Origin of the sequence: Curvibacter cyanobacteriorum (assembly GCF_028649475.1) — a bacterium.
Classification (GTDB): domain Bacteria; phylum Pseudomonadota; class Gammaproteobacteria; order Burkholderiales; family Burkholderiaceae_C; genus Curvibacter; species Curvibacter cyanobacteriorum.
Genome location: NZ_JAQSIP010000012.1, coordinates 109,437 through 130,257, shown reverse-complemented (window position 1 = coordinate 130,257; position 20,821 = coordinate 109,437). Strand labels below are relative to the sequence as shown.

Here is a 20,821-nt window from a genome sequence, read left to right as displayed (position 1 = left end):
GTTGGATTCTCTGGTTAGCCTTTGAGCGTGTTGAGTTCATCGACGTTGATGCTGTTCTTGTTGCGGAACAAGAGCACCAGAATCGCCAGACCAATGGCCGACTCCGCAGCCGCCACCGTCAAGATGAAGAACACGAACACCTGACCGTGCAGGTCACCCAGGAAGTGGGAGAACGCCACGAAGTTCGTGTTCACCGCCAAGAGCATCAGTTCGATGCACATCAGCAACACGATCAGGTTCTTGCGGTTCAGGAAAATCCCGATCACGGACAGCGCGAACAGCACCGCACCGATGGAAAGAAAGTGTCCAAGCGTCAAGGTCATTTGCTTTGCTCCGGGGAGGTGGCAGGGGCGGCTTCAGCCTTGCGTGTCGCAGCCACCTTGACCAGCTTGACGCGGTCACGCGAACGAACCCGCACTTGCTCGGAAGCATCGACGAACTTGCTGTCCTTGCGCTGACGCAGGGTCAAGGCGATGGCAGCGATCATCGCCACCAACAGGATCATGGCTGCGATTTCAATCGGGTAGATGTACTGGGTGTAGAGCATCTTGCCGACTTCCTGGGCGTTCGAGTACTGAATGCCCTTGGCGGCCGCTTCGGTCATGGCCGCGGTGTTCGGCGCGTCGGTCAGACGGAAACCACCCAACAGCACAGCCGCCATTTCAAGCGCCACCACAGAGCCCATCAGGGCCGCCAGCGGGAAATGCTTCCAGAAACCCTTGCGCAGGCTGTCGACGTCGATGTCGAGCATCATCACCACGAAGAGGAACAGCACCATCACCGCCCCCAGGTACACCAGCACCAGGGTGATGGCCAGGAACTCGGCCTTGAGCAGCAGCCAGACGGCTGAGGCCTGCGAGAAGGCCAGCATGAGGTAGAGGACAGCGTGCACCGGGTTGCGCGCCGTGATCACTCGGAAAGCTGCAAACAGCAGCACGACCGAGAAGAGATAAAAGAAACCAGTCTTGGCGTCCATGAATCAGGTCTTTTCAGGGTTCAGGCGTGGAAGCTGGTCAACGGTATTTGGCATCTGCCGCCTTGGCAGCTGCAATATCGTTCTCGTAACGGTCGCCCACCGCCAACAGCATGTCCTTGGTGAAGTACAGGTCGCCCCGCTTCTCACCGTGGTACTCGAAAATGTGCGTCTCGACGATCGAGTCGACCGGGCAGCTTTCTTCGCAGAAACCGCAGAAGATGCACTTGGTCAGGTCGATGTCATAGCGCGTGGTGCGGCGCGAACCGTCATTGCGCACATCGGACTCGATGGTGATCGCCATCGCGGGGCACACGGCCTCGCAGAGCTTGCAGGCGATGCAACGCTCTTCACCGTTTTCGTAGCGACGCAGGGCGTGCAGACCACGGAAACGCGGCGACAAAGGGGTCTTTTCTTCAGGGAATTGAACCGTGACCTTGCGCTTGAAAGCGTAACGACCGGTCATTGCCATGCCCTTGAACAACTCGAACAGCATGAAGCTCTTCAAGAAGTCCTTGAGCGAAAAGGGGGAAGCTGCGGCGACTGTCATGTTCTTGCCCACTCAGTTCCAGATGTTCCAGGGGGTCTGCATCCAGAACCCCACCACGAGCAGCCACACCAGGGTGACCGGGATGAAGATCTTCCAGCCCAGACGCATGATCTGGTCGTAGCGGAAGCGCGGGAAGGTGGCACGGATCCAGATGAACATGGACACGACCAGGAAGGTCTTGATGCCCAGCCAGATCCAGCCCGGCACGGCGTTGAAAATCGCGTGGTCGATCGGCGACAGCCAACCGCCCAGGAACATCAGCACCGCCAGAATCGACACCAGCCACATGCTGGCGTACTCGGCCAGGAAGAAGATCGCGAAGCCCATGCCCGAGTACTCGACCATGTGACCGGCCACGATTTCGGCTTCACCTTCCACCACGTCAAAGGGGTGACGGTTGGTCTCGGCCACGCCGGAGATCAGGTAGACGACGAAGATGGGCAGCAGCGGCAGCCAGTTCCACGACAGGAAATTCAGGCCCATGCCGGCCAGCGTGCCCTTGGCTTGACCTTCAACGATGACCGACAGGTTCATGCTGCCCGACACCATCAAGACCACCAGGAAGCAGAAGCCCATGGCGATTTCGTAGCTCACCATCTGAGCCGACGCGCGCAGCGCGCCCAGGAAGGCGTACTTGGAATTCGAAGCCCAACCGGCAATGATCACGCCGTAAACTTCGATCGAGGTGATGGCCATCACCAGCAGCAGGCCCGCGTTGAGGTTCGTCAGAACCACTTCGGGGCCAAAGGGAATCGCCACCCACGCGGCCAGGGCCGGCATGATGGCCATGATCGGACCCAGTCGGAACAGGCCATTGCTGGCCGCCGTCGGGCGAATCAGTTCTTTGGTCAGCAGCTTGACCGCGTCAGCGATCGGCTGCAGCAGACCGGCGGGGCCCACGCGGTTGGGGCCGTAGCGCACCTGGATGAAACCCAGCAGCTTGCGTTCCCACAGCGTCAGGTAGGCCACAGCCCCCATCAGCGGGGCCAGCACGGCCACGATCTTGATCAGGATCCAGAGCACCGGCCAGGCCGCCAGTGTCCACCAGCTGGCAGGCAGCAGGCCCAGGCCAGCGTTGTACAGCGCGTCGATCATGCGGTCACCTCATCCAGAGCCAGGCGGGCATCCGCCGTCAGTTGCAGCGACGGCGCACGGCGAACCAGACCGTCGAGTTGGTAGATGGCGGCCGTCACCGGCGCCACTTCGCCCGCCACGCTGGCACGGATGGGCGCGTTGCTGCCGTTGTTCAGACGACCGGCTGCCACCAGCGGTTGCTCGGCCGTGGCCAGCGCCGCTTGGGCCAGCACCTCTTGCGAGGATTCGAAGGCGAAATCGCCCAGCCCCAGCAAGTTGCCCAGCACCCGCAGCACCTTCCAGGCCGGACGGGTTTCGCCCAGGGGCTTGACCACGGCATGGAAGCTTTGCAGTCGGCCTTCGGCATTGACGAAGCTGCCCGAGGTTTCGGTGAACGGCGCGATCGGCAGCAGCACGTCGCTGATGTCGAGGTTGGTCTTGAAAGGGCTCAGGGTGACCACCATCTCTGCCTTGTTCAGACCAGCGACGGCAGCCTTCCCGGCTGCGGTGTCAAACGCCGGTTCGACGTTCAGCAACAACGCTGCCTTGAGGGCCCCTTGCACCATTTGACCGGCATTGAAACCTGCACCCGTCGGCTGAGCATTGACCAGCTGCGCACCCACGGTGTTGGCGGCCTCGGTCAGGTAACCGACGCTAGCGCCGGTTTCACGCGCGATCCAGTTGGCCAGGGCCAGCAGGCTGCTGGCGTTGGCGTGGTGGGCGGCGGCGTTGCCCAGCAGGACGGCCTTGCGATCGCCACCCAGCAGGGACTTGGCAATGGCCAGCGCTTGGGCGCTGACGTCGGCGGCGAAAGGCGCAGTCAGGCCCTTTTCTTGTGCCACGGCGGCAGCGATCGAAGCCAGGGCCTGGACCCATTGGTCCGCGGGCGCCACTTGGAACTGCGCCACCGGCAGGGCCCAGTCGGCTTCGGCCGAGGCCAGGGCATGCACCTGGGCGCCCTTGCGAGCGGCCTGGCGGATGCGTTGGGCGAACAGCGGGTGGTCCTTACGCAGGTTCGAGCCCACCACCAGCACGCGCTGGAGTTCGCTCAGCGAAGCGATGGACGTGCCCAGCCAGCGAGCCCCTTCGGGTGCGCTGAATTCGGCGTTGCGCAGGCGGTAGTCGATGCTGTCGCTGCCCAGACCACGCACCAGGCGGGCGGCCAGGAACAGCTCTTCGACGGTGCTGTGCGGGCTGACCAGGGCGCCGATGCTGTTGGCGCCATGGCTGGCCCCAATTTGCTTCAGGCCGTTGGCCACGTATTCGAGGGCGGTTTGCCAGTCGACGGTCTTCCACTCACCGCCCTGCTTCAGCATGGGCTGGGTCAAGCGGTCAGGGCCGTTGAGGGACTCGTACGAGAAACGGTCGCGGTCAGCGATCCAGCACTCGTTGATGGCTTCGTTCTCGAGCGGCACCACACGCAGGACCTGGTGGTTCTTGACCTGAACGATCAGGTTGGCACCGGTCGAATCGTGCGGGCTCACGCTCTTGCGACGCGACAGTTCCCAAGTGCGGGCGCTGTAGCGGAAGGGCTTGCTGGTCAAGGCGCCGACCGGGCAGATGTCGATCATGTTGCCCGACAGCTCGGAGTCGATCGACTCGCCCGCGATGGTGGTGATCTCGGAGTGCTCACCCCGGTTGATCATGCCCAGTTCCATGACGCCGGCCACTTCCTGGCCGAAGCGCACACAACGGGTGCAGTGGATGCAGCGGCTCATCTCTTCCATCGAGATCAGCGGACCGACATCCTTGTGGAACACGACGCGCTTTTCTTCGGCATAGCGCGAAGAAGAACCACCGTAGCCCACGGCCAGGTCTTGCAACTGGCACTCACCGCCCTGGTCGCAGATGGGGCAATCCAGCGGGTGGTTGATGAGCAGGAATTCCATCACCGATTGCTGGGCCTTGATGGCCTTGTCGCTCTTGGTGCGGACGATCATGCCCTGCGTCACCGGGGTGGCGCAGGCAGGCATGGGCTTGGGGGCCTTTTCCACGTCAACCAGGCACATGCGGCAGTTGGCCGCGATGCTCAGCTTCTTGTGGTAGCAAAAATGCGGAATGTAGGTGCCGGCCTTTTCAGCTGCATGCATGACCATGCTGCCTTCATTGACCTCTACCTTCTGACCGTCGAGTTCGATTTCAACCATATGTTCTCTCGCGATCAAGCGTGTGCAGATTTCTGCGACTTGGCTTGCTCAATCAATGCCTGGAATTCGGGCTTGAAATGCTTCAGCATGGCACGCACGGGCATGGCAGCAGCATCGCCCAGTGCGCAGATGGTGCGGCCCTGGATGTTGTCGGCCACGGAGTTCAGCAGATCGAGGTCGCTGTCGCGGCCCTGGCCGTGCCAGATGCGGTCGACCACGCGCCACATCCAGCCCGTGCCTTCGCGGCAAGGCGTGCACTGGCCGCAGGACTCGTGCGAGTAGAAGTACGACAGACGCAGCAGGCTCTCGACCATGTTGCGCGAATCGTCCATCACGATCACGGCGCCCGAACCCAGCATCGAGCCGGCTTTGGCGATCGAGTCGTAGTCCATGGTGCATTCCATGATGACCGAGGCCGGCAGCACCGGCGAGGACGAGCCCCCAGGGATCACGGCCTTGAGCTGACGGCCCTTGCGGACACCACCGGCGAGTTCAAGCAGCTTGGAGAACGGCGTGCCGAGCGGGATCTCGTAGTTGCCGGGCTTCTCCACGTCACCGCTGACCGAGAAGATCTTGGTGCCACCGTTGTTGGGCTTGCCACACTCGAGGTAGGCCGCGCCACCGTTGCGGATGATCCAGGGAACGGCCGCGAAGGTTTCGGTGTTGTTGATGGTGGTCGGCTTGCCATACAGGCCAAAGCTGGCCGGGAACGGCGGCTTGAAGCGCGGTTGGCCCTTCTTGCCTTCGAGCGACTCGAGCAAGGCGGTTTCTTCACCGCAGATGTAGGCGCCAAAGCCGTGCGCAGCGTGCAACTGGAAGTTGAAACTGCTGCCCATGATGCCGTTGCCCAGGTAACCTGCGGCACGGGCTTCTTCGAGGGCTTCCTCAAACCGGTCGTAGGTCTGGAAGATCTCGCCGTGGATGTAGTTGTAGCCCACCGAGATGCCCATGGCATAGGCGGCGATGATCATGCCTTCAATCACGATGTGCGGATTGAACTGCAGGATGTCGCGGTCCTTGCAGGTGCCCGGTTCGCCTTCGTCGGAATTGCAGACCAGGTACTTCTGACCCGGGAACTGACGCGGCATGAAGCTCCACTTCAGGCCGGTCGGGAAACCCGCACCGCCCCGGCCGCGCAGGCCGGATTCCTTGACCGTCGCAATGACCTGGTCTTGGGTCAGGCCTTCGCCACCGTCTTGACCGAGGATCTTGCGCAGGGCCTGGTAGCCACCCCGGGCTTCGTAGTCCTTGATGCTCCAGTTCTTGCCGTCGAGGCCCGCATAGATCTGGGCGCCGATGTGGCGGTCGTGGAAACAGGTTTCGACACCTGTGGCCTGGAACTGGCTGAGAACGCTTTCAACAGACGCCATCACTTCACCTCGGCGGCGCGCAGGCCGTCAATCAGTTGGTCGAGTCGTTCGTTGCTCATGAAGCTGCACATGGCGCGGTCGTTGACCAGCATCACGGGCGAATCGGCGCAAGCGCCTAGGCATTCGCTTTGTTGCAGCGTGAACAGACCGTCGGGCGTGGTTTCGCCCATGGCGATGCCCAGCTTGTGCTCCAGGTGCTTCAGCGCCTTGTTGCCGTCGCGCAGTTGGCACGGCAGGTTGGTGCACACATTGAGCTTGAAGCGGCCCACGGGCTGCTGGTTGTACATGTTGTAGAAGGTGGTGACTTCGTGCACCGCGATCACCGGCATCTCGAGGACTTCGGCGATCACACGCTCGCTGTCTTCGCTGACATGGCCCAGCTCCTGCTGGACGATGGCCAGGCAAGCCATCACCGCCGACTGCTTTTGGTCAGCCGGGTACTTCGCTACTTCGCGGGCAAAACGTGCCCTGGTCGAATCAGAGATCATCGATCAATCTCTCCAAACACAATGTCCATGGTGCCGATGATGGCCACCGCGTCTGCCAGCATGTGGCCGCGGGCCATTTCGTCCAGGGTGGCCAAATGGGCGAAACCCGGGGCGCGGATCTTGAGGCGGTAAGGCTTGTTGGCCCCGTCGCTCACCAGATAAATGCCGAACTCACCCTTGGGGTGTTCAACAGCAGCATAGGCCTCGCCTTCGGGGACGTGGAAGCCTTCGGTGAAGAGCTTGAAGTGGTGGATCAGCTCTTCCATGCTCGACTTCATGGCCTCACGGGCCGGCGGTGCCACCTTGTGGTTGTCGGTGATGACCGGACCCGGGTTGGCGCGCAGCCAGTCGACGCACTGCTTGATGATGCGGTTGGATTCGCGCATCTCCGCCACGCGCACCAGGTAGCGGTCGTAGCTGTCGCCGGTCTGGCCGACGGGAATGTCGAACTCCACCTTGTCGTACACATCGTAAGGCTGGGCCTTGCGCAGGTCCCAGGCCACACCCGAGCCGCGCAGCATCGGGCCGGTCATGCCAAGGTTGAGCGCCCGGTCGACCGGCACCACGCCGATGCCCACCGTGCGCTGCTTCCAGATGCGGTTCTCGGTCAGCAGGTTCTCGTACTCGTCCACGCACTTGGGGAAGCGCTTGGTGAAGTCGTCGATGAAGTCCAGCAGCGAACCCGAGCGGTTCTGGTTCAGTTCGGCCAGGGCTTTGGCGTTCTTGATCTTGCTGACCTTGTACTGCGGCATGCTGTCCGGCAGGTCGCGGTACACGCCACCGGGACGGAAATACGCTGCGTGCATGCGGGCGCCGGAGACCGCCTCGTACATGTCGAACAGGTCTTCGCGTTCGCGGAAGGTGTAGATCAGGATGGTCGAGCTGCCGATGTCGTTGCCGTGCGAACCGAGCCACATCAGGTGGTTCAGCAGACGGGTGATTTCGGCGAACATCACGCGGATGTACTGAGCTCGGATCGGCACTTCCAGGCCCAGCAGCTTTTCGATGGCCAGGCAGTAGGCGTGCTCGTTGCTCATCATCGACACGTAATCCAGTCGGTCCATGTAGGGCAGCGACTGGATGAAGGTCTTGTGTTCGGCCAGCTTTTCAGTGGCACGGTGGAGCAAGCCGATGTGGGGGTCAGCGCGCTGGACGACTTCGCCGTCCAGTTCGAGCACCAGACGCAAAACGCCGTGGGCTGCCGGGTGCTGGGGCCCGAAGTTGAGGGTGTAGTTTTTGATTTCAGCCATGATGCATCACACAAGGCGCGGGGGCCTCAGTGCAGGCCTCCATACTTGTCTTCGCGGATGATACGGGGCGTGATTTCGCGCGGCTCGATGGTCACGGGCTCGTACACCACGCGGCGGCGTTCCGTGTCGTAGCGCATTTCAACGTGACCCGAAATCGGGAAGTCCTTGCGGAACGGGTGGCCGATGAAGCCGTAGTCGGTCAGGATGCGGCGCAGGTCGTTGTGGCCTTCGAACACGATGCCATACAGGTCGAACGCTTCGCGCTCGTACCAGTTGGCCGAGTTCCAGAGGTCGGACACCGAATCCACCAGGGGAGCATCGTCATCAGGGCAGTAAACGCGCACGCGCACACGCTGGTTCAAGGTAACCGACAGCAGGTGGCTGACCACGCCGTAGCGGGCACCTTCCCAGCGGCCGTCGCCATAGGTGGAGTAGTCCACACCGCACAGGTCGATCAGCTGCTCGAACCGGCAAGCCGGGGCGTCGCGCAGCGTCTGCATGACCGAGCGGTAGTCGGCTGCGGCCACTTCAATCGTCACTTCGTCGAGCGCCACCGAGGCGTTCTTGACCTTGCCGGCCAAGGCTTCGACGATCACGTCTTTCAGGGCTTCCGCTTGAATTGCAATCAATGTCATGGCAAGAACTTCAGACCCGGGCGATCGTGTTGGTACGGCGGATTTTTTGCTGCAGCTGCATGATCCCGTAGATCAGCGCTTCGGCCGTGGGCGGGCAGCCCGGCACGTAAACGTCCACCGGCACGATGCGATCACAACCACGCACCACGGAGTAGCTGTAGTGGTAGTAACCACCCCCATTGGCGCAGGAGCCCATGGAGAGCACCCAGCGCGGCTCACTCATCTGGTCGTACACCTTGCGCAGGGCCGGGGCCATCTTGTTGCACAGGGTCCCGGCCACGATCATCAAATCGCTTTGACGCGGGCTGGCACGAAACACCTCAGCGCCGAAACGACCAATGTCGTAACGCGCTGCAGCGGCGTGCATCATCTCGACTGCACAACAGGCCAGACCAAAGGTCATCGGCCACAGCGATCCAGTCTTGGCCCAGTTCACCACCGCGTCGTAGCTGGTGGTGACAAAGCCTTCCTTCATGACACCTTCAATCATTGCATGCGTCCTTGTAGATGCTCTCGATCATTCCCAATCCAGCGCGCCCTTTTTCCACGCGTAGATGAAGCCTACGAGCAGATCAATCAGGAACACCACGCCCGACCAGAAGCCCGTGGAACCGATGTCGGTCAGCGCCACAGCCCAAGGGACGAGAAAACAGATTTCGAGGTCAAACAGAATGAACAGAATCGCCACCAGGTAGTAGCGAACGTCGAACTTCATGCGCGCGTTTTCAAACGCTTCGAAGCCACACTCGTAAGGGGAATTCTTGGCCGGATCGGGCCGATTTGGGCCCAGCAGGTAGCCCAGCGCCTGGGGGACGACCCCTACGCCTAGACCAACCAGAATGAACAAGAGAACGGGGAGGTATTGATCAAGGTTCATCTGGAGGATTTCATCACCGCGACCCTCCCAGCATGGCGCTGGAAGGGTCTTTATTTTGGTGCCGTCGGCGAGACTCGAACTCGCACAGCTTTCGCCACTACCCCCTCAAGATAGCGTGTCTACCAATTTCACCACGACGGCGGGATGTTGCTGCTCGGATGGCATGAGGACCAGAGGGCTAGACCCGAAGGTTTTGGCTTTCCGAACAGACCGCTATTCTACCCGTAAAAACCCACCCCTTTGGGGCAGTTGGATAGATTTTCAAGACTCACTTGGTCGGGATCGCCGCAGCCCCCGCTGCCGGCTCAGGCGCGGGCACCGCAGCGGCAGGCGCCACGGCCGGCGCCACCGGTGCAGCACCTTCCAGCACGCTGCCCGAACTGACCGGACGAACGTTGCCGAAGTAAGCCAGTGCCAAGGTGCAGACGAAGAACACCACCGCCAGCGCCGCCGTGGTGCGCGACAGGAAGTTGGCACTGCCGCTGGCGCCAAACAGACTGCCAGAACCGCCGCTGCCAAAGGCCGCGCCCATGTCGGCACCCTTGCCATGCTGGATCAGGATCAAGCCAATCATGCCCAGGGCGCTCAGCATCTGAACCGCCAGGATGATCGTGGTAACGATTTGCATAAAAACTCCAGAACTAAAAAATCAAACCGCAAGCGCCGAGGCGGCGGCCACGATCGTGAGGAAATCGGGCGCCTTCAGCGAGGCACCCCCAATCAGGCCACCGTCGATGTCGGGCTGGGCCAGCAACTCGGCCGCGTTGGCCGCGTTCATGCTGCCGCCGTACAGCAGGCGGATGCGGTCCGCCTTGGCGCTGGCCGCCTGCAACTGGGCGCGCAGCACGGCATGCACCGCCTGCGCCTGCTCCGGCGAGGCCGTCTTGCCGGTACCGATGGCCCAAACCGGCTCATAGGCCACCACGATCTCGCTGATGCAATGGCCATTGAGGTGGATGACCGCCGCCAACTGGCGACGCACCACCGTTTCGGTCTCGCCAGCTTCGCGCTGGGCCAGAGTCTCCCCCACGCACACGATGGGCACCAGGCCTGCGGCCAGGGCGCGCTGGGCCTTTTGAGCCACTTGCTCGTCGGTCTCACCGTGGTATTGACGGCGCTCCGAGTGGCCCACGATGACGTAGTGCACCCCCAGTTCACGCAGCATGCCCGCCGACACCTCGCCGGTGTAGGCGCCCGATTCGTGCGCCGACACATCCTGCGCACCCAAGGCCACCGGACCGCGCAGCGCAGCCACTTGCGCCAAGTAAGGCGCCGGCACACACACCGCCACATCGGCACGCGCCTCGGTCAGGCCGGCCGTGACCGCGCCCAACAAGGCCTCGTTGGCGGCCAGGCCGCCATTCATTTTCCAGTTGCCGGCAATCAGCTTCTTTTTCATGAATTCACCAAGTCAAAACAATTTTTCCAACATGCTGACCGGACTCCATCAGCGCATGGGCCGAGGCCGCCTGCGCCGCCGGGAAGGTGGCATGCACCAGCGGCTTGACGGCCCGGCTGGCCAGCAGGGGCCAGACCTGCTCACGCAGCGATCGGGCAATCTGGGCCTTGAAGGCCACCGGCCGCGGACGCAGCGTCGAGCCGGTGATCACCAGGCGACGGCGCAACACCAAACCCGCGTTGAATTCGGCCTTGGTGCCGCCCTGCACCGCAATGATCACGATGCGACCGTCTTCGGCCATGCAGTCGACCTCGCGGGCCACGTACGAGCCCGCCACCATGTCCAACACCACATCGACGCCACGGCCTTGCGTCAACTCTTTGACCACAGCCACGAAATCCTGGGTCTTGTAGTTGATCGCGTGGTCCGCCCCCAACGCCAGACAAGCCGCGCATTTCTCATCGCTGCCCGCCGTGACGATCACGGTAGCACCACGCGCCTTGGCCAGTTGAATGGCCGTGACCCCGATGCCACTGGTGCCGCCCTGGATCAACAAGGTTTCACCAGCCTTCAGGGCCCCGCGGTCAAAGACATTGCTCCAGACCGTGAAGAAGGTTTCGGGCAGCGAAGCCGCCTCGATGTCAGTCCAACCTTCAGGCACAGTCAGGCATTGCCCCACCGGCGCCACACACAACTCGGCATAACCCCCACCCGCCACCAAGGCACACACGCGCTGCCCCACGGACAAGCCCGCCTGCGCCATGGCGTCAGCATCACCCGACACCACCACCCCCGCCACTTCGAGGCCCGGGATGTCCGACGCCCCGGGCGGCACCGGGTAATGCCCCAGGCGCTGCAACACGTCCGGGCGATTGATGCCGCTGGCACTGACACGGATCAGCAACTCACCTTGGCCCGGCACCGGGTCAGGACGGGTGGCCGCTTGCAGCACCTCAGGGGCACCGTAAGAAGTGATTTCAATGGCGTTCATGGTGATCGTTCAAACGCCCGACCCACCATCAGGTGGGCCGGGCGTGGGCTGGTTTATTGCTGCTGTTGTTGCTGTTGCTGCTGAGCGCCTTCCGGGTTGTACGCCGGACGCTCGCTCAGGGCCTTCATCGACAGCTTGACGCGACCCTTGTCGTCGGTCTCGAGCACCTTGACCTTGACGATCTGGCCTTCGCTCAGGAAGTCGGTCACCTTCTCGACGCGCTGGTGGGCGATCTGGCTGATGTGCAGCAGACCGTCCTTGCCCGGCAGCAGGTTGATCAGGGCGCCGAAGTCCAGGATCTTGGTGACCGGGCCTTCGTAGACCTTGCCGATTTCGACTTCGGCCGTGATCTGCTCGATGCGGCGCTTGGCTTCGTCGGCCTTGGCGGTGTCGGTGGCGGCGATGGTGATGGTGCCGTCTTCCTCGATGTTGATCTGGGTGCCGGTCTCTTCGGTCAGCGCACGGATGGTGGCGCCGCCCTTGCCGATCACGTCACGGATCTTCTCGGGGTTGATCTTCATGGTGAAGAGCTTGGGAGCGAAGTTCGACACTTCGGTCTTGGCCTCGCCCATCGCTTCTTGCATCTTGCCCAGGATGTGCAGACGGGCTTCCTTGGCTTGTGCCAGGGCCACTTGCATGATTTCCTTGGTGATGCCCTGGATCTTGATGTCCATTTGCAGCGCGGTGATGCCGTTGGTGGTACCGGCCACCTTGAAGTCCATGTCACCCAGGTGATCTTCGTCGCCCAGGATGTCGGTCAGCACAGCGAAACGGTTGCCGTCCTTGATCAGGCCCATGGCGATGCCGGCCACGTGGGCCTTCATCGGCACACCGGCGTCCATCAGCGACAGGCAGCCGCCGCAGACCGAAGCCATCGACGAAGAGCCATTGGACTCGGTGATCTCAGACACCACACGCATGGTGTAGGGGAACTCTTCCTTGCTCGGCAGCACGGCCACGAGGGCGCGCTTGGCCAGGCGGCCGTGGCCGATTTCGCGGCGCTTGGTACTGCCCATGCGGCCCACTTCGCCGGTGGCAAAGGGAGGCATGTTGTAGTGCAGCATGAAGCGGTCTTCGTACTCGCCAGCCAGGGCGTCGATGCGCTGGGCATCGCGCTCGGTGCCCAGCGTGGCAACGACCAGGGCCTGGGTTTCACCGCGGGTGAACAGGGCCGAACCGTGGGTGCGCGGCAGCACGGAGTTGCGGATCTCGATCGGACGCACGGTGCGGGTGTCGCGACCGTCAATGCGGGGCTCGCCGGCCAGGATCTGACCACGCACGATGCCAGCCTCGATCTCGAACAGCAGACCTTCCACCTTGACCGCGTCGAACTCGACGCCGTCGGCCTTCAGACCAGCGATCACGTTGGCGTAGGCTTCGCGGCAAGCCTGGGTGCGGGCTTGCTTGTTGCGGATCTGGTAGGCAGCGCGCAGGGACTCGGCAGCCAGGGCGTTGACCTTGGAGATCAGGTCTTCGTCCTTGGCCGGGGCTTCCCATTGCCACAGCGGCTTGCCCGCTTCGCGCACCAGTTCATGGATGGCGTTGATGGCGATGCGGCCTTGTTCGTGACCGAACACCACGGCGCCCAGCATCACGTCTTCCGGCAGTTGTTGGGCTTCGGATTCCACCATCAGCACAGCGGCTTCGGTGCCAGCGACCACCAGATCCATCTGGCTGCTCTTGCGCTGGGTCTGACCCGGGTTGAGCACGTATTCGCCGTTGATGTAACCCACGCGGGCGGCACCGATCGGGCCATTGAACGGGATGCCCGAGATGGCCAGTGCGGCCGACGAGGCGATCAGCGCCGCGATGTCGGCGTCGACTTCAGGGTTCAACGACACGGTGTGGATGACCACATGCACTTCGTTGAAGAAACCTTCGGGGAACAGCGGGCGGATCGGACGGTCGATCAGGCGGCTGGTCAGGGTTTCGAGCTCGCTGGGCTTGGCTTCGCGCTTGAAGAAGCTGCCCGGGATCTTGCCGGCCGCGTAGGCCTTCTCGATGTAGTCCACGGTCAGCGGGAAGAAGTCTTGACCCGGCTTGGCCGACTTGGACGCCACCACGGTGGCCAGCACCACGGTGTCATCGATGTTCACCAGCACGGCACCGGTGGCTTGACGGGCGACTTCGCCGGTCTCCAGGGTCACGGTGTGCTGACCCCATTGGAAGGTCTTGGTGACTTTGTTGAAAATGCTCATGTTTCAGCTCCTGCTGTATTGCCGGCCCCAGGCCGGACTTGAAACCACCCTGCCTGGGTGGTGAAGGTCAGTTGAAAACCCGAAACACGATGCCATTCCAGCAAATCCCGAGCGGGCCCAAGCCGCCTGGAAGCTGATGGAATGACACAGCGCGCATCCCTGTTTTCAAACCTGATGGAAGCGACAAAAAACAAACGCCTGAGCTAGTGAACTAACTCAGGCGTCCAGCATTCGTCGTGCGAATTACTTGCGCAGACCCAGCTTGGCGATCAGTGCAGTGTAGCGGTCAGCATCCTTGGACTTCAGGTAGTCCAGCAGCTTGCGGCGACGGCTCACCATGCGCAGCAGACCGCGACGGCCGTGGTGGTCCTTGGCGTGGGTCTTGAAGTGGGGGGTCAGCTCGTTGATGCGAGCGGTCAGGATGGCGACTTGGACTTCGGGGCTACCGGTGTCGTTGGCGCTGCGAGCGTTGGCCTTGACGACCTCTGCCTTGATGGACGATGCGATCATTTTTGTTCCTTTGAATATTTGACTTGCGCTGGCTGCCGGAAAATGCGGCCAGCGTGCTGCCCTGCACAATGCAAAGCTTCGGGATTATAGCCCGAGCCACTGCTTGAGTCGAGCCACCCCCTGATCCAGCCGCTCCAGGTCCTTGGACGCAAAGCACCAACGCAGCCAGCCATCGGCCTGCGGCGCGAAGGCATTGCCCGGGGCCAAACCCAGTCCGGCCTCGCGCACCAGGCGCTTGGCCACCGCCAGCGAGTCGTCATGGCCTGCCAGTTTGAAGAAGGCATACATGCCCCCCGGCGCCGCGGCGACCTGCACGCCAGGCAAGGCCTGCAATTGCGGCACCAGGCGGTCGCGGCAAGCCTTGAGGTGGCTGACCACGCGCGGCGTGATGTCGCCCACCTGCTGCAGCGCCGCCAGCGCCGCGCGCTGGGTGAAGACCGAGGCGCAGGAGGTGTTGAACTCGATCAGCTTGCCCATGGGGTCGAGCATCGACGGCGGCATGACCAGCCAGCCCAGGCGCCAACCCGTCATGAGGAAGCTCTTGGAGAAGCTGTGCACCACCACCAGGCGGTCCTCGGGCTCGGCCAGGTCAAGGAAGCTCGGCGCGCACTGCTTGGGCGACTCGCCGTAGTACAGGCGCTCGTACACCTCGTCGGCCAGGATCCAGGTGCCGGTGCGGCGGCAGTGCTGCAGGATGGCCTCCTGCTCGGCCTGGCTGAGGGTCCAGCCCGTCGGGTTGTTCGGGGCGTTGACGATCAACAGCCGCGTGGTCGGTGTGATGGCGGCCAGCAACTCCGGCAGGTCCAGTTGCCACAGGCCCGCGCCCTCGCCGCTCAGCGTCGGCTTGAGCGCCACCGTGCGCACCACGCCACCCATGATCAGCGGCTGGGCCAGCAGGTTGGGCCAGACCGGCGTCACCGCCACCACATCGTCACCGGGTTCAACCAGGGCCTGGATGGCCAGCATCAGCGCATTCACCCCACCCGAGGTGATCGCGACGCGCTCGGGCCCCACCGGGCGGTGCAAAGCACTGGTGTAGTCGGCCACCGCCTGACGCAACTCGGGCAGGCCCAGGTTGTGGGCATAGAAGGTCTCGCCTTGGGCGATCGAATCGATGGCGGCCTGGCGCACCGCGGCGGGCGTGACTTCGTCGCTCTCGCCAAACCAGAAGGCCAGCACGTCGGGCCGCCCCAGGCCGGCATTGGCCACTTCGCGGATCAGGGAGGCTTCGAGCTGGAGGATGGCGGGTCTCATGAATCGGGTCCTGTGGGGCGCGCCGGGGCGGCGCAAATGAACAAATCAGCATGTTAGCGGAGCCTTCTAGCATGGGCTCGCCCACCAGGAGAAGCCATGACCTGCAACCCGCACCCATCGGTCCCATCGCTGCCAGGCCCGCGCCACCGGCCGCGCCTGAGCCCCTGGCTGTTGCTCGGCGCCTGGGCACTCGCGGCCACGCCCCTGGCGGAGGCGGCGGTGCCCGCGAAGGCGCCTGTGGTCTCGCACGCAGCCTCGCGCGCAGCCTGGCTCGCCGCCGGCCCCGCAGCCCGTGGGGCCACCATCACCGGGATCGCCAGGCCCGTGCCTCGCCCAGAGGGCCTGGTGTCCGGCGCAGGCCGGTTCAGCGCCCAGGCACCGGGGTTGGCAAGCCAGGCCAAGGCGGCCCCCAAAAAAGGCAAAGGCCGCTCAAAGGCCAAGCCGGCTCCGCCTTCGGGCAGTGAAGAGTCCCGCAGCGAGCGCGATCGACGCTTGCTGCGCGAATGCGCCGGACGGCCCAATGCCGGCGCCTGCGAGGGCTACACGCGCTAAGACCTGGGCGCAGCCGGTTGGCGCGCGCCAGCCGCTCAACCGCGCCCGAGCGACCTGCCCGCGAGCAGTGGCGGGGCCCCGCCCACGCCGGACCTCAGGGGCGAACCATGCGGCAGCTGGTCGCCATCTCGGCCTTGCTGGCCGGGATCTGGCGGATCACCTTGAAGCCGTAGCCCGAGCCCTCGACGTCAAAGCGCACCCCGGGGCTGCCCTGCTTGTCCATCACCCCCACCGTCAGGCCCTGCTGGAACTGGTGGTCCGAGGCGCGCATGGTGCCCGATTGCCCCGACAGCGACACCGTGCTGCCCTCGAGCTTGCTGGCCACCGCACCGGCTTCGGTGCTGCCGGCTTTCTCCAGCGCCTGCGCCAGGGCCTCGATCATGAGCTGCATGCGCATGTGCACATAGTCGTCGGCCGGCTTGGGGAAGCGCTGGCGGAACGACTGGTAGAAGGCCTCGCTCTGCGCCCCCGGCACATTGGGCAGCCAGTCGGCCACCGCCACCACGCGCCCCACGCCGGCGTCGCCGATGGCCGCCGGCGCCCCCAGGGCGTTGCCGTAGTAGGTGAAGAAGCGGCCGTCGTAACCGACTTCGCGGGCCGCCTTGATCAGCAGCGTGAGGTCATTGCCCCAGTTGCCCGTGATCACCGCCTGGGCCCCGCTGGCCTTGATCTTGACCGCATAGGGCGCAAAGTCCTTGACCCGACCCAGCGGATGCAGCTCATCGCCCACGATGTGCACGTCCGGCCGCTGCTCCGCCAACTGGCGGCGGGCCTCTTTGAGCACCGCCTGGCCAAAGCTGTAGTCCTGACCGATCAGGTAGACGCTCTTCACCGCGCGGTCCTCGCGGATCACCTCCATCAGGGCAGCCATGCGCATGTCAGCGTGGGCGTCGAAGCGGAAGTGCCAGTAGCTGCAGCGCTCGTTGGTCAGCGCCGGGTCGACGGCCGAGTAGTTGAGGAACAGCACCCGGCGCGACGGATCGCGGTCGTTGTTTTTCTGGATGGCATCCAGCAGCACGGCCGCGGTGGCCGAGGAGTTGCCTTGCAGCACCACCCGGCAGCCATCGTCGATGGCCGAACGCAGGGCCGACAGGGCTTCCTCGTTCTGGCCTTTGCTGTCGTAGCGGTCCAGTTGCAGCAGGCGGGCGCCGCCCGGCAGCTTGACCCCACCGCGCGCATTGACGCGCTCGACCGCCCACAGAATATTGCGATACACCGCCTCACCCGCGTTGGCAAACGGGCCACTGAGGCCCTCGATCAGCGCCAATCGAATCGGCCCAGTGGCATTCGCCGACTGCGCCTGGGACAACGGTGCGAGGCCGGCAGATAACGCCAGCGCCGCCGTTTTCAAGAGGGATCTGCGCAGATATTCCATGAAGAAAATTCCTTGAAAAAAAACGCAGGGATCACACCTTCGATCCATGCGGGGCTCAATTCGAGCGCCGCGCAGTGTAAAGGACCCGTCCCATGATCTTCGCGCCCGTCATCCGCCATTCCGCCTACCTGCCCGGCCTGCGCGTCACCGACCGCCACCTGGAGCGCTTTCTCGGCCAGGCACTGCAAAAAGCCCCTGCCCGCGCTGCGGAAATCCCAGCCCGTTTCGAACAAGACGAACAGCACTGCACCCTGCAACTCGACGTGCCCGGTCTGAGCCGCGAGCAATTGCAAATCGAGTTGACCCACAACACGGTGCGCATCAGCAGCGTGGCCGACGCACCGCGCCAGTACCAGGCCGCCTACGAACTGCCACAGGACATCGAGGCCAGCCAGAGCCGCGCCCGCCTGGAGAACGGCGTGCTGTCCATCACGCTGGCCAAAAAGGCCCCGCTCGACCCCGTCACGCGCTTGACCATCGAGTGAACCCAGCCTGAACCCAGCGGGTGGCCGCGGTGACCTACGGATCGCGCGCCCCGACGCGCACCGGGGCGCCCCCCAAGGCAGGTCCCCAGGCTGGCCGCAACGCAGAGGCCATCGCTGAAAGCAACGCCAAAGGCTTCAGGACAAAGGTTCGCCGAGGCCTCTTGAGCCCACCAAGGCCCACCGACCCTGCAGGGCCACCCAGCACCCAAACCGCCCAACCCAGGCCTCCGGATGGAGGCCTGCTTTTTTGGGGACCGGCCGCCGAAACCGAGGCGCCTGGGGTGAGCGCTTCACAGCGGCGGCGGCCTTGGTTCACCCAGCTCCGCCCGCCCCTTGGTGGCGCAGCAGAGGCATGCACCGAAGCCGGGCACCGGGGTGGCCACAGGGTCTTGGCCGCGTCGCCTTCAGGCCCCGACCGACCGCCCCCAGAACCAAGGGGCATGAAGGGACGGGAAGGGGCGCAAATGATAGTTATCGAAACGGCGCCGCACATTGATCAGCCCGCCAAGCCCCGCTGCGACCAAGATGAAAAAAGACGCAAAAAACCCCGGCCGCGCAAGCGCCGCCGGGGTTCGGTGACAGGCGTATCAAAACGGGCCTCAAGAACGGGCCACACCCGCGGGCCCGGGGGGCGCCACAGCCTGGCGCCCACAAGCCGTTGAGCGCCCTCAGACGGTGGTGTCGCCCAGGGCCGCGCTGGTGTGCGCGCCGTCGTCGTCGTTGAGCAAACGGTTCAACAGCTTGGGCAGGTCCGTCACCAGATTGGGCTTGTAGACCAGCGGGATGTCGCGCAAGGCGAACGCATAGGGGCGCCGCTGCTCTTCATCGAGCGAGGTGACAACCACCAACTGGCTGCGGTTGAGTTCGGGGTGGGCCCGCAAGCTGGTCAGCAAGGTGGCGCCATCGATGCCCGGCAACAGCAGGTCCAGCAGCAAGACATCGGGCTGCAACTGGCCGTACATCGCCAGGCCCACGATGCCGTCGTCGGCCAGGTGCAGGGCCACTTCGGGGAAGTGCTGCTGCATCATCAGCGACACCAGGTTCTGGTAATGCGCAGAGTCTTCAATGAACAGGACGCGGCGCGGGTTGGCCGGGCTGCCGCGCTGAGCACCGCGGCGACCGGCGCGGCGATTGGCCAGCCATCGGTCCACCGAAATGCGCGATATACGCCTGTGCCCACCGGGGGTTTTCCAGGCCTCCAACTCACCCCGGTCCACCATCATTTGGACCGAACGGACCGCCATGCCCAATTCACGAGCCACCTCGATCGTGGTGCAGTGCTCGCCTGGGGGAGGCGCTGGGGAAAATGTGTTTTCGGAGCTCATGAATCAATTCTACCGAATTTGCCAATTAAATTGTCAAGTTCAACAAAGTGATAGTTGAAAAAATTAGTTTTTCACTATGACATGCCAAATGGCAAAAGATTCAATGGGCTCAGCGGTTTCAAATCAAACCCCAACGGCTTCAAATCAAGAGACGCCGATGCCACCCCGCGCACCGAAACGCCCAAAGCGACACGCCCGCCGCCCCAAGGCCCCAAGGCCCCAAGGCCACGAGGCCGGCCCGACCAAGGGCCGCCGGGGCGCGGTGGGGCCAGCGCCTCAGCCGCTTGAGCCCCGTCAGCGTCACGTGTCGATCGCGTCCAACGGCCAGCGCGGCCGCACATCAAAGCTGTAGCGGTGGTCGGCCACCGCGTGGCCCGACTGCAGGCGCATGGCGGCGGCCATGGCGATCATGGCGCCGTTGTCGGTGCACAGGTGCAACTCGGGGTAGTGCACCCGCACGCGCGCCGCCGCGCACGCGGCGTTCAGCTGCCGGCGCAGCTCGCGGTTGGCGCCCACGCCCCCGGCCACCACCAGCCGGCGCAGGCCCGTCTCACGCAGCGCGCTCATCGACTTCTTGAGCAGCACCTCGACGATGGCCGCCTGCGTGCTCGCCGCCAAGTCGGCCTGGCGCGCCGCCAGATCGTCGCCGAGCTTGCGCGCCTGGGTCAGCACGGCGGTCTTGAGGCCCGCAAAGGAGAAGTCCAGGTCGCCGCTGTGCAACAGCGGTCGGGGCAGCTTGAAAGCCGTGGCGTCGCCCTGCTCCGCCAGGCGCGACAGCGCGGGCCCACCGGGGTAACCCAGGCCCAGCAGCTTGGCCGATTTGTCAAAGGCCTCGCCCGCTGCATCGTCGATGGTCTCGCCCAGGATGCGGTAGTCGCCCACCGCATCGACACGCATCAATTGGGTGTGCCCACCCGACACCAACAAGGCGACAAAGGGGAACTCGGGCGGGTCGGCGCTGAGGAAAGGGCTCAGCAAATGCCCCTCCAAATGGTGCACACCCAACACCGGCTTGCCCAGCGCAGCGGCCAGCGCACAGGCCACGCCCGAGCCCACGAGCAAAGCGCCCGCCAGGCCCGGCCCGCGGGTGTAGGCCACCACATCCACCTCGTCCAGGCGGCGGCCGGCCTCGGCCAACACCTGGCGTGCCAGCGGCAACACCCGTCGAATGTGGTCGCGGCTGGCCAGCTCAGGCACCACACCACCGTAGGCCTGGTGCATCTCGATCTGGCTGTGCAGCGCGTGGGCCTCCAGGCGTGGCACGCCCGTGCCGTCGGCATGGACCAGGGCCACGCCCGTTTCATCGCAGGAGGACTCGATGCCCAGCACCAAACCAGGGGCGCGGGCAGCTTCGACAGGGGTTAACAA

At 64.0% G+C, this 20,821-nt stretch carries 22 protein-coding genes and 1 tRNA gene; 2 read left to right on the top strand and 21 right to left on the bottom strand.

The genetic code is table 11. The annotated features are described in order from the left end of the window. Positions 1 to 14: 14 nt before the first annotated feature. The 18 genes from nuoK to PSQ40_RS19755 form a co-directional block, all read right to left on the bottom strand. Entirely contained in the window at positions 15 to 323 is a 309-nt protein-coding gene (gene nuoK / locus PSQ40_RS19840) for an NADH-quinone oxidoreductase subunit NuoK (protein ID WP_273953618.1), read from the bottom strand. Further along, positions 320 to 976, bottom strand: coding sequence for an NADH-quinone oxidoreductase subunit J (locus PSQ40_RS19835; RefSeq protein ID WP_273953617.1), 657 nt, complete (start codon positions 974 to 976; stop codon positions 320 to 322). Before PSQ40_RS19835 ends, nuoK begins: the two co-directional genes overlap by 4 nt. A 37-nt stretch (positions 977 to 1,013) precedes the next feature. Beyond that, positions 1,014 to 1,523 carry an NADH-quinone oxidoreductase subunit NuoI gene (gene nuoI, locus PSQ40_RS19830; RefSeq protein WP_273953616.1) on the bottom strand — a complete coding sequence of 170 codons (510 nt, stop codon included), beginning with the start codon at positions 1,521 to 1,523 and terminating at the stop codon, positions 1,014 to 1,016. A gap of 12 nt (positions 1,524 to 1,535) precedes the next feature. Further along, on the bottom strand, positions 1,536 to 2,618 hold the full coding sequence (gene nuoH / locus PSQ40_RS19825) for an NADH-quinone oxidoreductase subunit NuoH (protein WP_273953615.1): 1,083 nt from the start codon (positions 2,616 to 2,618) through the stop codon (positions 1,536 to 1,538). Continuing rightward, complete coding sequence (gene nuoG / locus PSQ40_RS19820) at positions 2,615 to 4,744, bottom strand: NADH-quinone oxidoreductase subunit NuoG (protein WP_273953614.1); 2,130 nt, start codon at positions 4,742 to 4,744, stop codon at positions 2,615 to 2,617. The genes nuoH and nuoG overlap by 4 nt, the downstream gene beginning before the upstream one ends. A 14-nt stretch (positions 4,745 to 4,758) precedes the next feature. Continuing rightward, on the bottom strand, positions 4,759 to 6,114 hold the full coding sequence (nuoF, locus tag PSQ40_RS19815; protein WP_273953613.1) for an NADH-quinone oxidoreductase subunit NuoF: 1,356 nt from the start codon (positions 6,112 to 6,114) through the stop codon (positions 4,759 to 4,761). Further along, positions 6,114 to 6,602, bottom strand: a complete 489-nt coding sequence (gene nuoE, locus PSQ40_RS19810; RefSeq protein ID WP_273953612.1) for an NADH-quinone oxidoreductase subunit NuoE — start codon at positions 6,600 to 6,602, stop codon at positions 6,114 to 6,116. Before nuoE ends, nuoF begins: the two co-directional genes overlap by 1 nt. Next, a complete protein-coding gene (locus tag PSQ40_RS19805; RefSeq protein WP_273953611.1) occupies positions 6,599 to 7,852 on the bottom strand; it encodes an NADH-quinone oxidoreductase subunit D in 1,254 nt (417 codons plus the stop codon). The genes nuoE and PSQ40_RS19805 overlap by 4 nt, the downstream gene beginning before the upstream one ends. A 26-nt stretch (positions 7,853 to 7,878) precedes the next feature. Beyond that, a complete protein-coding gene (locus PSQ40_RS19800) occupies positions 7,879 to 8,487 on the bottom strand; it encodes an NADH-quinone oxidoreductase subunit C (RefSeq protein WP_273953610.1) in 609 nt (202 codons plus the stop codon). 10 nt (positions 8,488 to 8,497) lie between these two features. Continuing rightward, positions 8,498 to 8,977: a NuoB/complex I 20 kDa subunit family protein gene (locus PSQ40_RS19795; RefSeq protein ID WP_019577575.1), complete on the bottom strand. Its 480-nt coding sequence runs from the start codon at positions 8,975 to 8,977 to the stop codon at positions 8,498 to 8,500. Between the two features lie 27 nt (positions 8,978 to 9,004). Then, positions 9,005 to 9,364 (bottom strand): NADH-quinone oxidoreductase subunit A, encoded by a 360-nt coding sequence (locus PSQ40_RS19790; RefSeq protein ID WP_273953608.1) that lies wholly within the window; start codon positions 9,362 to 9,364, stop codon positions 9,005 to 9,007. 56 nt (positions 9,365 to 9,420) lie between these two features. Beyond that, positions 9,421 to 9,505, bottom strand: a tRNA-Leu gene (locus PSQ40_RS19785). A gap of 127 nt (positions 9,506 to 9,632) precedes the next feature. Further along, positions 9,633 to 9,992, bottom strand: a complete 360-nt coding sequence (secG, locus tag PSQ40_RS19780) for a preprotein translocase subunit SecG (RefSeq protein ID WP_273953607.1) — start codon at positions 9,990 to 9,992, stop codon at positions 9,633 to 9,635. A gap of 21 nt (positions 9,993 to 10,013) precedes the next feature. Beyond that, complete coding sequence (tpiA, locus tag PSQ40_RS19775) at positions 10,014 to 10,763, bottom strand: triose-phosphate isomerase (RefSeq protein ID WP_273953606.1); 750 nt, start codon at positions 10,761 to 10,763, stop codon at positions 10,014 to 10,016. A 4-nt stretch (positions 10,764 to 10,767) separates the two neighbouring features. After that, positions 10,768 to 11,754: an NAD(P)H-quinone oxidoreductase gene (locus tag PSQ40_RS19770; protein ID WP_273953605.1), complete on the bottom strand. Its 987-nt coding sequence runs from the start codon at positions 11,752 to 11,754 to the stop codon at positions 10,768 to 10,770. A gap of 53 nt (positions 11,755 to 11,807) precedes the next feature. Then, entirely contained in the window at positions 11,808 to 13,952 is a 2,145-nt protein-coding gene (pnp, locus tag PSQ40_RS19765; RefSeq protein ID WP_273953604.1) for a polyribonucleotide nucleotidyltransferase, read from the bottom strand. A 243-nt stretch (positions 13,953 to 14,195) separates the two neighbouring features. Continuing rightward, a complete protein-coding gene (gene rpsO, locus PSQ40_RS19760) occupies positions 14,196 to 14,462 on the bottom strand; it encodes a 30S ribosomal protein S15 (protein ID WP_273953603.1) in 267 nt (88 codons plus the stop codon). Positions 14,463 to 14,546: 84 nt separating this feature from the next. Further along, entirely contained in the window at positions 14,547 to 15,716 is a 1,170-nt protein-coding gene (locus tag PSQ40_RS19755) for a pyridoxal phosphate-dependent aminotransferase (protein WP_273953602.1), read from the bottom strand. A 96-nt stretch (positions 15,717 to 15,812) separates the two neighbouring features. On the opposite strand from PSQ40_RS19755, the gene PSQ40_RS19750 reads away from it, so the two are divergent. Then, a complete protein-coding gene (locus PSQ40_RS19750; protein WP_273953601.1) occupies positions 15,813 to 16,268 on the top strand; it encodes a hypothetical protein in 456 nt (151 codons plus the stop codon). Between the two features lie 94 nt (positions 16,269 to 16,362). On the opposite strand, the gene PSQ40_RS19745 is transcribed toward PSQ40_RS19750, so the two are convergent. Beyond that, the gene (locus PSQ40_RS19745; RefSeq protein WP_273953600.1) at positions 16,363 to 17,643 is read right to left on the bottom strand and encodes a branched-chain amino acid ABC transporter substrate-binding protein; all 1,281 of its coding nucleotides are present in this window, start codon (positions 17,641 to 17,643) and stop codon (positions 16,363 to 16,365) included. Between the two features lie 92 nt (positions 17,644 to 17,735). On the opposite strand from PSQ40_RS19745, the gene PSQ40_RS19740 reads away from it, so the two are divergent. Continuing rightward, a complete protein-coding gene (locus tag PSQ40_RS19740; RefSeq protein ID WP_273953599.1) occupies positions 17,736 to 18,128 on the top strand; it encodes an Hsp20/alpha crystallin family protein in 393 nt (130 codons plus the stop codon). Positions 18,129 to 18,796: 668 nt separating this feature from the next. Here the strand turns inward: PSQ40_RS19740 and PSQ40_RS19735 are convergent. Further along, positions 18,797 to 19,453 carry a response regulator gene (locus tag PSQ40_RS19735; RefSeq protein WP_273953598.1) on the bottom strand — a complete coding sequence of 219 codons (657 nt, stop codon included), beginning with the start codon at positions 19,451 to 19,453 and terminating at the stop codon, positions 18,797 to 18,799. Between the two features lie 300 nt (positions 19,454 to 19,753). Beyond that, on the bottom strand, positions 19,754 to 20,821 hold the full coding sequence (gene tsaD / locus PSQ40_RS19730; protein WP_273953597.1) for a tRNA (adenosine(37)-N6)-threonylcarbamoyltransferase complex transferase subunit TsaD: 1,068 nt from the start codon (positions 20,819 to 20,821) through the stop codon (positions 19,754 to 19,756).